We start from the raw sequence: 13,708 nt of genomic DNA on the forward strand, positions 1-13,708 counted from the left end.
CTCTGTGCCGCCGGCCTGGGCCGGCGGCTGGAGCTTTAATAGCCCTGGCGCTCGCCGCCTTCACCACCCTCGCTGGGGCGGTTGGCGTTGCGGTCGCGCATGAAGCGGTCGAACTCTTCGCGGTCGCGGGCCTTATGCAGATTGGCCAGGTATTCCTCGAAGGCAGCCCGATCCTCATCAAGCTTGCGGCGCTCTTCTTCAAGGCGCTTGAGCTGTTCGTCGCGGTACTCGTCGAACGCGGCATTGCCGGTCGCCGAGCGGTGATAGCCACGATGGCCGCAGCCGCCGCGCGACTTGAAGCTGTGCTTCTGGTTGGCGATCCAGCTCTCGGCCTTTTCGCGGCTGCCGCCGAAATATTCGCCCCAAAGAATGTAGGCGAGGACAGCCATGCCCAAGGGCCAGAAGATGATGAAGCCAAGCACCATCAGGGCGATGGTAAGCGGCGACCATGCAGGTTTGATAATTGCGGTGTTCATGTTGCGGTCTCTCCAGTCTCGAACGAATTCGAATCTGGGGTCCCATCGGGGCGCATCAAGACCGGCGACAAAAATTTCTGTCTCTTGAAATCTGCTATAGACTCCCCATGGATCGAGGCTACCAACAGCAAAAATATATGACCGACGCCATAGAAACCGCCGCCACCCCGCCCCGCAGCGCCAATCCCATGCGGCTCGAAACCCTGGTTCTACTGCGCTGGCTGGCCATTTCCGGACAGTTGATCTCGGTGGTTTTCGTCCGATACGGGCTCGGCTATCAGCTTCCCCTAGGCGCCTGCCTGGTTCTGATCGGGCTTTCGGTTCTGCTCAACGCCGGGCTTTTGATCCGCTATGGGCCGGGGCACAGGCCGTCGACGCGGCTGGCCTTCCTGCAACTGGCCTATGACAGCCTGCAGCTCGGCGGGCTGCTCTATCTGACCGGCGGGCTGGGCAATCCGTTCGCCATTCTGCTTCTGGCCCCCGTTTCGGTCTCCGCTTCGACGCTGGCGACGCGCGAAACCATCTGGCTCGGCTGCCTGGTCGCCGCCATTGCCAGCGCGCTGGCGCTGTTTCACCTGCCCCTGCCTTGGGAGGCGGGAAGCGCCTTTCAGCCGCCGCGCATCTATCTGACCGGCGTTTGGGTGGCGATCCTATGCGCTGTGGCGTTCGTTGCCGGTTACACCAACAGGGTGGCCCATGAAGCGCGCCAACTTGTCGACGCGCTCACCATCACCGAGCTTGCCCTTTCCCGTCAGCAGCAACTTTCAGCCCTCGACGGGCTGGCGGCGGCGACGGCGCACGAATTGGGAACGCCGCTGGCAACGATCGCGCTGGCCGCCAAGGAAATCCGCCGTGACCATGGCGAGGGGGAACTGGCCGAAGACCTCGACCTCATCATGGACCAGGTGGCGCGCTGCCGGGCCATCCTGGGAAAATTGCGCAATTTGCGGCCGTCGGGCTCGGACCTTTTCGATACCGCCACGCTCTCGGATATCGTCGCCGAACTTGCCAAGGTGCACGAGGCTCCGGCCGCCATGGAAGGCAAGGGGATAACGCTTGCCCAGTCCCTCGCCCAGGAGGACGAGCCGGTGATCGCCCGCAATGTGGCGCTGCTTTACGGGCTCGGAAACCTCATCGAGAACGCCGTGCAATTTGCCAGGGTCGAGGTGACCATCCGCGCCGTGTGGGACGGACGGCGCGTGATGATCGCCATTACCGATGACGGGCCGGGCTTTCCGCCCGACCTTTTAAGCCGGCTCGGGGAACCCTATCTAACCACAAGGACCCGCGACCGCGACGATCCACGCAATCCCGACGGCGCCGGAGGGCTGGGACTGGGCGTATTCATCGCCAAGACCCTGCTGGAGCGAACCGGAGCCACGCTGCGGTTTTACAACGCCAAGGCGAGCGGGCACGCCTGTGTCGAGATCAGTTGGCCTCGCGATGCGCTGGCGCGGAGCGTTTAAGTCCCCGTTTGCTTTGACGAAACCGACACAATTGTTCATAACCGGGAGGCGAGAGGATCAAGGCCATGACCGACATTGCAGACCTTCCCGAAACCGAGCGCACGCTGCTTCTGGTCGATGACGACAAGCCGTTTCTGACCCGGCTCGAGCGCGCCATGGAAAAACGCGGCTTTACCGTCACCATCGCCGATACGGTGGCCGGCGGACTTGCCGCCGTCAAAGCCCATCCTCCGGCCTTTGCGGTGGTGGATCTAAGGCTTGAGGACGGCAACGGGCTCGAAGTGGTCAAGGCCCTGCATGAAAGCCGGGTCGATGCCCGCGCCGTGGTGCTGACCGGCTATGGCAACATCGCCACCGCGGTCACCGCGGTCAAGCTCGGGGCCGTCGACTATCTTGCCAAGCCCGCCGATGCCGACGATATCGTCAAGGCTTTGCTGGCCAATGAGGAAACCAAGCCCGAGCCCCCCGACAATCCCATGTCGGCCGACCGGGTGCGCTGGGAGCATATCCAGCGGGTTTACGAGCTTTGCGACCGCAATGTCTCGGAAACCGCCCGCCGGCTCAACATGCACCGGCGCACGCTGCAGCGCATCCTCGCCAAGCGCGCCCCGCGATAATCCCATCCAAAAGAAAGGCGGCCTATTCGGCCGCCTGATGGTTGTTGCTTGTTTCGGTGGTGGGCAGTGCCACCGTTTCCGGGCCGGTGATCATCAGCGGCTGTTTGCGGCGCTTGCGCGAAATGCGCACCTGCTTGACCCTTCGAACATCGGAGCGGGTGATCTCGAAATCGAAGCCCTTGAGCTTGGAAACGATCTCGCCGCGCGCCGGCACCCGGCCCGCCAAGGCAAAGATCAGCCCGCCCACGGTATCGACCTCGTCGCCGTAATGGCCGGGATCGAAATCCTCGATCGTCGCGATCAGGTCGTCGAGTTCGGCGCGGGCGTCGACGATGAACACGTCCTCGTTCAAGGCCCGTATCATCTGGCCTTCTTCCTCGTCGTGCTCGTCCTCGATATCGCCGACGACGGCCTCGAGCAGATCCTCGATGGTCGCAAGCCCGTCAGTGCCGCCATATTCGTCGATCACCACCGCCATGTGGATGTGGGTCGCCTGCATGGAGGTCAAAAGATCGATCACCGGCATGGACGGGGGAACGAACAGCACCTTTCGGACAAGGTCCTCGACCTTGCCGATCCGATGCTTTAGGGCGGGTGAAACGAACCGCACCGGGCTGGACGATCCATTGCCGTTCGTCCCGCTGCCGGTGGCGGGCTTGGCCGGTTCGGTCACTTTTTCGACCACGTCCTTGATGTGGATCATGCCCACAACCTTGTCGAGGCTGTCCTCATAAACGGGCATGCGGGAGTGCCCCACCTGCCGGAACCGTTCGATGACATAGCCGACATTGACGTCGATCTCGACGGCCTCGATGTCGGAACGGGGGACCATCACGTCCTCGACCCGCATGTCCCCCAGCTTGAGAACGTTCTGCAGGATCGTCCGCTCGGACGCGGAGAACCCTTCCTCATCCTGGTATGGAGCCTCGAGCGCTTCCTGGAGATCGCTGCGCAGGGATGCCGAACGAATCGGCATGAAGGCGAGGATCTTCTCCCAGAAGGAGAGCTTCTTTTCGCTTGACTGTGAATTGTCGCCCTGTGGGCGATGCGGCCGGCGCGCCGCGGCGCTAGATTGATCGCTGTCGGTCATCTGGGGTGCGGTGGCCAATCCTATGGGGCCAACCGTCGGCACTCCGTATCTTGTTGCGCAAGTGGAGCCTTCGGCTCCCGGTCAATCGTCCACGAGGACCTGACCGTCATAAGGGTCGGGATAGCCCAACAGCCCCATAATATCGGTTTCTCTTGCCTCCATGGCAAGGGCCTCGTCCTCGGAAAGATGGTCATAGCCCAAAACGTGAAGCATCCCGTGCACCAGAAGGTGGGCGAAATGATGCTCGAAAGGCTTTTCGAGCTCCGCAGCTTCCCGAACCAGCGTTTCATAGGCCAGGGATATGTCACCCAGAAGACCTTCGAGCGGATCGTCAGCATCGAGGGCGGGGAAGGACAGCACGTTCGTCGGCTTATCCTTGCCGCGCCACTCGCGGTTGAGCACGCGCTGGCTGGCATCGTCGGTCAAAAGCACGCTGATTTCGCACGGCCCGTCCACCGCATAGCCGGAGTGTTCGAGCGCCGCTACAAGGGCCCTCTCGGCGATCGGTTGCAGACCCTCTGGCCAATCGCCGTTCTCGATGGCGATCTCGACGGTGAGCTGGGCGGTCAAACGTCGAGCTTTCCGTCAGCCGAAGGGTCCTTGCCGGTGGCCCCTTCATAGGCGCGCACGATGCGGGCAACCAGCGCGTGTCGGACCACGTCCTTGTCGGAAAACCGCGTGACATGGATGCCTTCGACGTCCGAAAGCAGATGCAGCGCCTCGACCAGTCCCGATTTTTCCCCGCGCGGCAGGTCGACCTGGGTGGGGTCGCCCGTCACGATCATTTTCGAATTTTCGCCAAGGCGGGTCAGGAACATCTTCATCTGCATCGATGTGGTGTTCTGCGCTTCATCGAGGATCACCGCGGCGTTCGAGAGCGTGCGCCCGCGCATGAAGGCGAGCGGGGCCACCTCGATGGTGCCGGCGGCAAGGCAGCGTTCGACCACTTCGGGCTGCATCATGTCGTAAAGCGCGTCATAGAGCGGGCGCAGATAGGGGTCCACCTTTTCCTTCAAATCGCCGGGCAGAAAGCCCAGCCGCTCGCCGGCTTCCACGGCGGGACGCGAAAGGATGATGCGCGAAATCTCGCCGCGTTCGAGCAACGTTGCCGCGTGGGCGACAGCCAGATAGGTCTTGCCGGTGCCCGCCGGGCCGACGCCGAACACCAGTTCGAATCGGTCCATGGCGCGGATATAGCCGTCCTGAGCCGGATTGCGGGCCACGATGGTCGCCTTGCGCGTGGCGATCTGCGCCATGCGCACCTTGCCCTTTTTCTCGAGCGTGGGCAGGGAAAGCTGGTTGTCCTCGGACTGGACCATGCGGATGACGCCATCTACGTCACCCACCCCCACATGCTTGCCCTCTTCGAGCATGTCATAGAGCGACTCCAGCGCCCGGCGTGCCTGATCGATGGCGTTGGCGCCGCCGCGCAGCATCACGTGATTGCCGCGCGAATTGGCTTCGACACCCAGACGTTGCTCGATCAACGCCAGGTTCTGGTCGAATTCGCCGTAAAGTTGAGAGACGAGCCGATTGTCTTCGAACGCCAGTTCGAGATGGGCGGCGGCGGACTGGTCGGGTTGCGACCGCAAATTCCGTGTCAAACGCGATGGCTCCGAGGCATCATGCGATTCTTACCGTCATTAACGTATCAGACCGCCATCGCGTTCGCTGTGACAATTCTGCCTTCGAGCGAATTTTTCGCCTGTCCCACGATCTCGACCGGCAGGATCTGCCCGATCAGGCCCTTGTCGGCGGCGATGTGGACGGCCTGCAGATAGGGCGAGCGGCCCGCGACCTGGCCGGGGTTGCGGCCCGGCTTTTCGATCAGCACTGGCAGGGTCAGCCCCACGCAGCCGGCGTTGAAAGCCTGGGACTGGCGGGTGATCTCGGCCTGAAGGATTTCCAGGCGCTCGGCTTTGATGTGTTCTTCGATCTGGTTGTCCATTTCGGCGCCCGGCGTGCCGGGGCGGGTGGAATATTTGAACGAAAAAGCAGAGGCATAGCCGACCTTTTGGACGATATCGACAGTCGCCTGGAAATCGGCATCGGTTTCGCCGGGGAAGCCAACGATGAAATCGCCCGAAAGCGCCATATCAGGGCGCGCCTCGCGGATGCGGTCGATGAGCTCGAGATATTCGGCAGCCGTATGCCGGCGGTTCATGGCCTTGAGAATGGCGTCGGACCCCGACTGCACCGGCAGGTGCAGATAGGGCATGAGCTTATCGAGATCGCGATGGGCGGCGATCAGTTCGTCATCCATGTCGCGCGGATGGGAAGTGGTGTAGCGGATACGCTCCAGCCCATCGATCTCGGCCAACATATGACAGAGCGCGCCAAGGCTCACCGGGCGGCCATTGCCGTCCAGCCCGTGATAGGCGTTGACGTTCTGACCCAGAAGCGTCACCTCGCGCACGCCCGCCTCGGCCAGCGCGCGTGCCTCGGCAAGCACCTGCGCCACGGGGCGCGAAACCTCGGCGCCGCGCGTATAGGGCACGACACAGAACGAGCAGAACTTGTCGCACCCTTCCTGCACCGTCAGAAAGGCGGTGAGCCCGCGCGAGATGGTCACTTCCTTTTTGGGCGCCGGAAGATGGGCGAACTTGTCTTCTTGGGGGAAGTCGGTATCGACCACGCGGGTGGTCTGCGCCTTGGCCACCAGTTCGGGCAGGCGATGATAGGATTGGGGACCGAACACCAGATCCACCGCCGGTGCGCGCGCCATGATCTCCTCGCCTTCGGCCTGCGCCACGCAGCCGGCCACCCCGATCAGCATCTTCTTGGCGCCGGGTCCGCGTTCATTGCGGAAATCGCGGATACGGCCGAGTTCGGAATAAACCTTTTCGGCCGCCTTTTCGCGGATGTGGCAGGTGTTCAAGAGCACCAGATCGGCCTCGCCCATGTCGCTCGTCGGCGTATAGCCGTGCGGCGCCAGCGCGTCGGTCATCCGGTCGCTGTCATAGACGTTCATCTGGCAGCCATAGGTCTTGATGAAGACCTTCTTGGCGTTGGGCAGGTGCTGGTTTTCGCTCATGGGCGCCGGTTTACACCAAAGTCCGGGCGCTTGGCAAAGGTTGACCGCGATTGAGCGCGTTGAGCATTTGCCGCACCCGCGTTTCGGCGGCCCTAGCCGTCGCCTTGCGGTCCCCATCGGCGGGAAGCGGAGCGCCGAAGGCGAGGGTTACATCTTTCGGGCCCGAGGAGAGGATCGCGCCCAGATTATCCTCAATGCCCATGTCCCCGATCCAGGCGACTTGGCGCCGTTCGTTGCGCGAGAGCGGAAGGCCGGAGATAGCGGTATAGGCAATGGCGAGCGGCTGGATCATCACCAGCTTGTCCGCTCCCTCGGCCATGGCGGCGCTCGCCGCGCCCATCAGGGCCGAACGGAAGGGAAGAACGTGGGTGCCGATATCGGAGGTGCCCTCGGCAAAAAGCAGGACCGAGGTACCTTCGGCAATGCGCGCGCTCATTTCCCGGGCCGTGCGGCCGGTATCGGTGCGGCGTTTGCGGTCCACGAAAATGGTCTTTTGCAATCGCGCCATGAACCCCACGAGCGGCCAGCGGGCGATTTCGGATTTGGCGACGAAGCTCACCGGAAATTGCGACGCTACCGCTACGATATCGAGCCAGCCGATGTGATTGGCAACCAGCAGCACGGGGCCGTTTCGGACCGGTTTGCCTGCAACCTTCACCCGCAAGCCGAGCCCAAACGCCAAAAGCTTGAAGAAAACCAGCGGCAGAACCCGCCAGCCGGGCAGATTGGCCCAGAGGATCAGGAGCTGAACCGGCAGCCCGATCAGGGTGAAGGGCAGAACGACCAACCCCAAAAACAGCAGGCTCAGGACCATGAAGGGCGACTCAGGACGTCTTGTCCTCGAGCGGGATGGCATAGAGTTCCAACCGATGGTCGACGAGCTTGTAGCCGAGCTTTTTGGCGATCACTTCCTGAATGGCCTCGATTTCCTCGTTGCGGAATTCGATGACCTTGCCCGAGCGGATATCGATCAGATGGTCGTGATGCTCGTCGGGAATCTGCTCGAAGCGGGCCCGGCCGTCCTTGAAATCGTGCTTGGTGACAAGCCCGGCTTCCTCGAAAAGATTGACGGTGCGGTAAACCGTCGAGAGCGAAATCCTGGGATCGATCGCGGCGGCGCGGCGGTAGAGTTCTTCCACATCGGGGTGGTCGGATGCCGCTTCGAGCACGCGGGCGATGACGCGGCGCTGCTCGGTCATGCGCATGTTGCGCGCCACGCATTGCTCTTCAAGCGTCGCTTCGGGCTGGGTCCCCATTGGCGCACCTTTGCGCATCTGTTCTTGCTGTGAGGTCGGGGTTAGCCGATCGGAGCGCGCATGACAAGGGCGGTGGCGGCGCTGCCGTCGGGCTTGGGATAATAGCCCTTGCGCCTGCCAATCTCGGCAAAGCCGAAGCGGCGATAAAGCGCGATGGCCGAAGCATTGGTTTCGTCGACTTCGAGAAACATGGTTCTGGCCGGGCTCATGGCAAGGTCGGCAAAGGCCGCCGAAAGCAGCGCCCGGCCCAGCCCCTTGCCGCGTTTCTTGGGATCAACGGCGATGGTCAAAAGCTCGCTTTCGTCCTCGGCGAGCCGCAGCATGGCAAAGCCGAAAACGGTGCGTTTGGCATCGACCGCGACATAGGCCGGCGTGGTCGCGGGATCGGCGAGGTAGGCTTCGAAATCGGTGGTGGGCCAGCCGCGATAGAAGCCCCCCGCATGCAATCTGGCAAGGGCAGGGGCATCGCGGACCTCGCCTCGGGCGATGTGGAGGCCGGAGGGGGCAAGCCAGAGATTCATTGCCGCGCTACCTGGGCCCTGGTCTGCGGCTTGGCATCGGCGGGCCGGATATAGGTGGGATCGGGTGGAAACGCGGCAGGATCGGCGCTCGCGGCGAACCGGGCCAACAGAACGATGTCTATGGTCGGGTCGTCGGGCGCGGTGCGGGCGGCGGTTTCCAGACTTTGAGTGAGATCGGCAAGTTCCGGCGCCCCCAAAGGCTTGCCGGGACCCGAGAAACGCTGGCGATAGGCCTGGTCGCGCCTGGCATCGACGATCAACTCGCTCGGCCCCGGCCGCGAGAGCGAGAGGGCGACAAGCGAGGGGATACCGATGACGGAAATATCGAGCGCAACGCCCAATCCGCGGGCGGCCGAGAGGCCGATCCGAAGGCCGGTGAACGAGCCGGGTCCGGTGGAAACCCCGATGCGCTGGAGATCCTTATAAGCGAGGCCATGGCGCGCCAGAAGCGCATCGATGGCCGGAAAGATGATTTCAGCGTGTCCCTTGGCGATGTCGCGAATCTCGGTGTCGGCGGTGCCATCGGTCAGGATCAGCGCGAGCTGCAGGCGCTCGCGGGCGGTATCGATGGCAAGGGTAACCGGCGTTGTCATGGATCAAGTCGATAGGCCGAAATACAAAGCCCCGCAAGCGGTTCGCGCTTGCGGGGCTTTCAAGGCGTGAGGCCTAACTGGTTGAGACGCCTATATCTGCTGGACCTGTTCCACGCCGGGAACGAAGTGGCGCAGGAGGTTTTCGATGCCCGATTTGAGCGTTGCGGTCGAGGAGGGGCAGCCCGAACAGGCGCCCTGCATGTGCAGGAATACCGTGCCTTCCTTGTAGCCCTTGAAGGTGATGTCGCCGCCATCCATGGCGACGGCGGGGCGGACGCGGGTGGCGAGGAGTTCCTTGATGACCTCGACGGTTTCGGTGTCTTCCTCGTCGAAGAATTCATCGCCATCAACAACCGGTTCGGACGCCGCGCTCTCGGCGAGGACGGGTTTTCCGGCCATGAAATGCTCCATGACCACGCCGAGGATGGCGGGCTTTATGTGAGCCCAATCAATGGCTTCGTCCTTGGTGACCGAAACGAAATCGGACCCCAGGAACACGCCGGCAACGCCATCGACCGAAAACAGGGCCGAGGCGAGCGGGGAGATGCGGGCGGTGTCTGCGTCGCGGAAATCGCGCGGCTCGCCGGGCAGAACCTCGCGGCCGGGAAGGAATTTGAGCGTCGCCGGATTGGGGGTCGCTTCGGTCTGAATGAACATGTTGTCGCCTCTCAAGGCTTTTTAGAACCATTCCAAGTTGGTTCTAAAATAGGCGGCGCAGAGGGGTTCTGCAAGGGGAATTATGCGCGTGATCGACGGGTCTATCCGGCTCTTGCCGACACTCTTGTGCGAAATTTAGCACAAAGCGGCCAGATCGGCGTCCGAAATGGTGCCCGGAACCACCGTCACCGGCACGCGGAAGGCGTTGGCGCCGCGCGCGGCGATCGATGCGACGAGGGGGCCGGGACCTTCCGATGAATCGGCGGCGGCGAGCACCAGAATGGCGATGGCCGGGTCTTCGGCGATCTGGGCTTCGACCTGTTCGGTCTTTTTCCCCTCGCGGATCACCCGTTCGACCTTGATCGAACCATAGGCGGCGATGGACGCGGCGTGGCGGGCCTGGAGGGCCTGGGTCGCCTCATAGGCCTCGGCACGCATCACTTCCTCGACGCCGAGCCAGTGCTGGAAATTGTCCGATTCGATTACCGAAAGTAGGACGACGACGCCGCCGGTGCGGCGCACGCGCAGGGCGGCAAAGGTGACCGCCTTGGCGCATTCGGGGCTTTCATCGACGACGACGAGGAATTTGCGTTTGTATTCGTCGTCGCCCTGGGACTGGATATCGGTCAAGCGGAGCGTCCGTCGCTTTTTTAGGGCGGTGCATGCTGCCACCTGCGCTTTTTATGCGCAAGCCATCTCTCAAAAGCTCGGAAAAGCGGCCGGAGCACCAAAATTGGCGGGTGGGGGGAGATTCGAACTCCCGAGACGCTCTCACGCCCGCCGGTTTTCAAGACCGGTGCAATCAACCACTCTGCCACCCACCCGATGGGCCCTCGAAAAGGGCTGGCCGTCGCCTGCATTTAGCGTTTCGGCGGGGCGGTGTCCAGAGGATCAGGAGAGCGCGGCGGGAGCCGGCTTGGGTTTGGGCACGATCATGTCCTTGGACGCCAGGGCCGCTCCGGCGGTAATCAGCAGGCACGCGATGGCGATGGGGACGGTGAGAGTGTCGATGCCGAAGGCGATTAGCAGCAGGGTGGAAAGAAGCGGGGCGGCATAGCTCGCCGCGCCCAGGACCTGGATGTTGCCATGCTTGACGCCGTAATCCCACACAAAGAACGCGCCGCCTACCGGCATGAGCCCCATGCCCAGGACGGCGAGCCATTGGATGGCGTCCGCCGGCATCACCGTTTGTTCGAGGGCCAGATGGCAGACGAGCGAAAGCACCGCTGCCGCCGCGCAATACCAGGTCACCATGCGCGTGGGCACGGCGGCAAAGCGCCGCGAAATCAGCGAATAGCTCGCCCAGGTCAGTGCAGCGAGCACGCCCAGGCCGTAGCCGGCGAAATATTGCGCATCGAAGGCAAAGCGTCCCCCGTCCGAGACGATGAGGACCGTGCCCAGGAGCCCGAGCAAGGCCCCCACGATATGGTGCCAGCGCAATCCCTCGCCCGGCATCAGTGCCGAGCCGAGAACGATAAGCAGCGGCCAGAGATAATTGATGAGGTTGGCCTCGATCACCGGCGCGCTGCGGACGGCGGAGAAATAGAAGAAATGATAGCCGAACAGCCCGCCGATCCCCACGATCCAGGCCATAAGTGGAATGCGTGCCGGGGTGGCGTCCGGTTTGCGGCGCCCGGTGGCGACCAGCCCGACGAGCGTGGCGATGGCAAAGGAAAACGCGCAGAGCAGAAAGGGCGGCACCGCTCCCGACAGGCTCGAAAACAGCGCCAGAAGCGACCACATCAAGATGGCGGAAAACCCGATCAGCGTCGCGGGTGTCATGGCGGCTGCCCTGGCGTTACGGCAGGAGGATGGTCGAGCCGACTGTCTTGCGCCCTTCGAGCGCCCGGTGGGCCTCGGCCGCTTCGGACAGCGCGAAGCGCTGGCCGATATGGGGCTTGACCGCGCCGGATTCGACGGCTGCGAACAGGGCCTTCGCGCCAGCCAAAAGTGCCGAGCGGTCGGCAAAATAGTGAGCGCCTGTCGGCCGGGTGACGAACAGCGAACCCTTGCGGGCGAGAATGCCCAGATCGGGGACCGACACCGGGCCGGTGGCATTGCCATAGCTGACCATCAGCCCCATGGGGCGCAGGCAATCGAGCGATTTTTCGAAGGTGGCCTGCCCAACCCCGTCATAGACGACATCGACGCCCTTGTTATTGGTGAGCTCACGCACCCGCTGGGCGAAATCCTCTTGCGAATAGTTGATGACCGTGTCGCAGCCATTTTTGAGCGCCAGTTCGACCTTTTCAGGGCTGCCGGCGGTGCCGATGACCCGCGCGCCGATGGATTTGGCCCATTGGCAGGCAATCAGCCCCATGCCACCCGCCGCTGCGTGAAAGAGGATGGTTTCGCCCGCCCGCACCGGCCAGGTCAGGAACAGCAGGTAATAGGCCGTCAGCCCCTTGAGCATGATGGCGGCCGCCGTTTCGTAATCGATGGAATCGGGCAAAAGTACCGCCTTGGCGGCCGGCATGACGCGTTCCTGGCAATAGGAGCCGAGCGTTCCCTGATAGGCGATGCGGTCGCCGGGCTTGAACTCGGAGACGCCGGCCCCCACGGCCAGAACCTCGCCCGCCCCTTCCGAACCGGGGATCAGCGGCAGCGGGTTGGGATAAAGCCCGGTACGATGATAGGTATCGATGAAGTTGACGCCGATCGCGTGGTGACGGACGAGGATTTCACCCGAACCGGGCTGCCCCACTTCCGCGTCCCGGAAATCGAGGGCCTCTGGCCCGCCAAACTGATCGACGACAACAGCTTTCATGGATTTTGCCTACTCTCTTCTTCTGGCTGTACGCAGCCTTGGGGGTCTGCGCCGAAGGATGGGTCGTTTACGGCGGGACTTTTGCACGGTGGCGCGTTCTTCGCCAACCCCCTCTTCGTCATCGGGCATTTCTCCATCTTCGGCCTCCTGCACCGGCTCGATCTCGGCAACGGCCTGGGGTTCGGCAGGCTCGGGCAGTTCCGGCTCGCCGGGTTCGGGCTCGACCGCCTCGGATGGCTGCACCTCCTCAGGCAGTTCGACCGGTTCGGGTTCGATCTGGGGCGGTTCAGCCGAGGCGGCGGGCTCGAGCGGGGGTTCATCGCGGTGTTGCGGCTCGGGGACGACCGGCTCGAGCGTGGGTTCGGCCCAGCCGGCCACCGTGGCAGCCACCGGCGCGGCCATCGCCGGGCTTTCCCACGTCCGGCGATGGACCAGCTTGACCACCAGCAGAACGGCGATGCCGAAGCCCATGGCGCCATAGAGGTATGGACGCACGACCTCAAAGCCGAGGCCATCGGCAACCAGGACGGCGCCGACCAGAAGCAGGAAGCCGAGGGCCAGCGCCTTGATCGAAGGATGCCGCTCGATCAGCCTGCCGACCACTTCCGCGGCGAAATAGAGGATGGCGATCGAGATCACGACTGCGGCGGCCATGGCCTGGACATAGCTAGTAAGGCCGATGGCGGTGATGATGGAATCGACGGAAAACACCGCATTGATCAGGACGATCTGGATGACGGCCAGGGTGGGGCTGTCCGAAATCGCCGTGCCGGTGGCTTCCGGCCTTTGGGCGGGATGTTCGACGAGAAGGTGAAGCTCGCTTACAGCCTTATAGACAAGGAACAGGCCGCCGCCCAAAAGAATGAGCTCTCGCCAGCTCGGCGCCCAGGCGCCGATGGTGAATGCCGTGCGCTGCAACCCCAGAACCCAGACGATGCCCGCCAGAAGCAGCAGGCGGAAAATGGCGGCCATGACCAGGCCGATCCGCAGGGTGCGCTGCCGGTGCTCCGACGGCAGCTTGGCGGCGATGGTTGAAATGAAAACCACATTATCGGCGCCCAAGGCCACTTCGATGCCGATCAGCAGGGCGAGGCTGGCCCAGAAGGCCGGTTCGAAGAGAAAATCAATCATGCGCTGCCCCTAAGGTTGAGACGCAGGATATCACCTGCACGCAATATTTAGCGACCGCCCCGGCGCGAACTTTTTTGCCGGCGCACACTTGCGGGTAACA

At 63.2% G+C, this 13,708-nt stretch carries 16 protein-coding genes and 1 tRNA gene; 2 read left to right on the plus strand and 15 right to left on the minus strand.

The annotated features are described in order from the left end of the window. Positions 1-35: 35 nt before the first annotated feature. Positions 36-476, minus strand: a complete 441-nt coding sequence (locus tag NO934_RS08065; RefSeq protein ID WP_309163395.1) for a DUF2852 domain-containing protein — start codon at positions 474-476, stop codon at positions 36-38. A 137-nt stretch (positions 477-613) separates the two neighbouring features. Between NO934_RS08065 and NO934_RS08070 the strand changes: the two genes are divergently transcribed. Further along, the gene (locus NO934_RS08070) at positions 614-1,942 is read left to right on the plus strand and encodes an ActS/PrrB/RegB family redox-sensitive histidine kinase (RefSeq protein WP_309163396.1); all 1,329 of its coding nucleotides are present in this window, start codon (positions 614-616) and stop codon (positions 1,940-1,942) included. A 65-nt stretch (positions 1,943-2,007) separates the two neighbouring features. Continuing rightward, positions 2,008-2,559 carry an ActR/PrrA/RegA family redox response regulator transcription factor gene (locus NO934_RS08075; protein ID WP_309163397.1) on the plus strand — a complete coding sequence of 184 codons (552 nt, stop codon included), beginning with the start codon at positions 2,008-2,010 and terminating at the stop codon, positions 2,557-2,559. Positions 2,560-2,581: 22 nt separating this feature from the next. Here NO934_RS08075 and NO934_RS08080 read toward each other — a convergent pair whose 3' ends face one another. The 14 genes from NO934_RS08080 to NO934_RS08145 all read right to left on the minus strand — a co-directional run bounded on the left by NO934_RS08080 (position 2,582) and on the right by NO934_RS08145 (position 13,608). Further along, a complete protein-coding gene (locus tag NO934_RS08080; RefSeq protein WP_309163399.1) occupies positions 2,582-3,649 on the minus strand; it encodes a hemolysin family protein in 1,068 nt (355 codons plus the stop codon). Positions 3,650-3,730: 81 nt separating this feature from the next. Further along, positions 3,731-4,219 (minus strand): rRNA maturation RNase YbeY, encoded by a 489-nt coding sequence (gene ybeY / locus NO934_RS08085; RefSeq protein WP_375143283.1) that lies wholly within the window; start codon positions 4,217-4,219, stop codon positions 3,731-3,733. Continuing rightward, a complete protein-coding gene (locus NO934_RS08090; RefSeq protein ID WP_309163400.1) occupies positions 4,216-5,253 on the minus strand; it encodes a PhoH family protein in 1,038 nt (345 codons plus the stop codon). The genes ybeY and NO934_RS08090 overlap by 4 nt, the downstream gene beginning before the upstream one ends. Positions 5,254-5,300: 47 nt before the next feature. Next, positions 5,301-6,683 carry a tRNA (N6-isopentenyl adenosine(37)-C2)-methylthiotransferase MiaB gene (gene miaB / locus NO934_RS08095; RefSeq protein ID WP_309163402.1) on the minus strand — a complete coding sequence of 461 codons (1,383 nt, stop codon included), beginning with the start codon at positions 6,681-6,683 and terminating at the stop codon, positions 5,301-5,303. A gap of 10 nt (positions 6,684-6,693) precedes the next feature. Beyond that, positions 6,694-7,497 carry a 1-acyl-sn-glycerol-3-phosphate acyltransferase gene (locus NO934_RS08100; RefSeq protein ID WP_309163403.1) on the minus strand — a complete coding sequence of 268 codons (804 nt, stop codon included), beginning with the start codon at positions 7,495-7,497 and terminating at the stop codon, positions 6,694-6,696. 10 nt (positions 7,498-7,507) lie between these two features. Continuing rightward, a complete protein-coding gene (locus NO934_RS08105) occupies positions 7,508-7,939 on the minus strand; it encodes a Fur family transcriptional regulator (RefSeq protein WP_309163404.1) in 432 nt (143 codons plus the stop codon). A gap of 41 nt (positions 7,940-7,980) precedes the next feature. Continuing rightward, the gene (gene rimI, locus NO934_RS08110) at positions 7,981-8,460 is read right to left on the minus strand and encodes a ribosomal protein S18-alanine N-acetyltransferase (protein WP_309163405.1); all 480 of its coding nucleotides are present in this window, start codon (positions 8,458-8,460) and stop codon (positions 7,981-7,983) included. After that, positions 8,457-9,053: a tRNA (adenosine(37)-N6)-threonylcarbamoyltransferase complex dimerization subunit type 1 TsaB gene (tsaB, locus tag NO934_RS08115; protein ID WP_309163406.1), complete on the minus strand. Its 597-nt coding sequence runs from the start codon at positions 9,051-9,053 to the stop codon at positions 8,457-8,459. Before tsaB ends, rimI begins: the two co-directional genes overlap by 4 nt. 90 nt (positions 9,054-9,143) lie before the next feature. Then, positions 9,144-9,710, minus strand: coding sequence for a NifU family protein (locus NO934_RS08120; RefSeq protein ID WP_309163407.1), 567 nt, complete (start codon positions 9,708-9,710; stop codon positions 9,144-9,146). A 135-nt stretch (positions 9,711-9,845) separates the two neighbouring features. After that, positions 9,846-10,340 (minus strand): universal stress protein, encoded by a 495-nt coding sequence (locus NO934_RS08125; RefSeq protein ID WP_309163408.1) that lies wholly within the window; start codon positions 10,338-10,340, stop codon positions 9,846-9,848. 104 nt (positions 10,341-10,444) lie between these two features. Beyond that, positions 10,445-10,534: transfer RNA gene (locus NO934_RS08130), tRNA-Ser, on the minus strand. A gap of 67 nt (positions 10,535-10,601) precedes the next feature. Then, the gene (locus NO934_RS08135; RefSeq protein WP_309163409.1) at positions 10,602-11,492 is read right to left on the minus strand and encodes a DMT family transporter; all 891 of its coding nucleotides are present in this window, start codon (positions 11,490-11,492) and stop codon (positions 10,602-10,604) included. Between the two features lie 16 nt (positions 11,493-11,508). Next, positions 11,509-12,477, minus strand: coding sequence for a quinone oxidoreductase (locus NO934_RS08140; protein WP_309163410.1), 969 nt, complete (start codon positions 12,475-12,477; stop codon positions 11,509-11,511). 9 nt (positions 12,478-12,486) lie between these two features. Continuing rightward, the gene (locus NO934_RS08145) at positions 12,487-13,608 is read right to left on the minus strand and encodes a TerC family protein (protein WP_309163411.1); all 1,122 of its coding nucleotides are present in this window, start codon (positions 13,606-13,608) and stop codon (positions 12,487-12,489) included. Between the last annotated feature and the right edge of the window lie 100 nt (positions 13,609-13,708).

It is taken from the genome of Pelagibacterium sp. H642 (assembly GCF_031202855.1).
GTDB lineage: Bacteria > Pseudomonadota > Alphaproteobacteria > Rhizobiales > Devosiaceae > Pelagibacterium.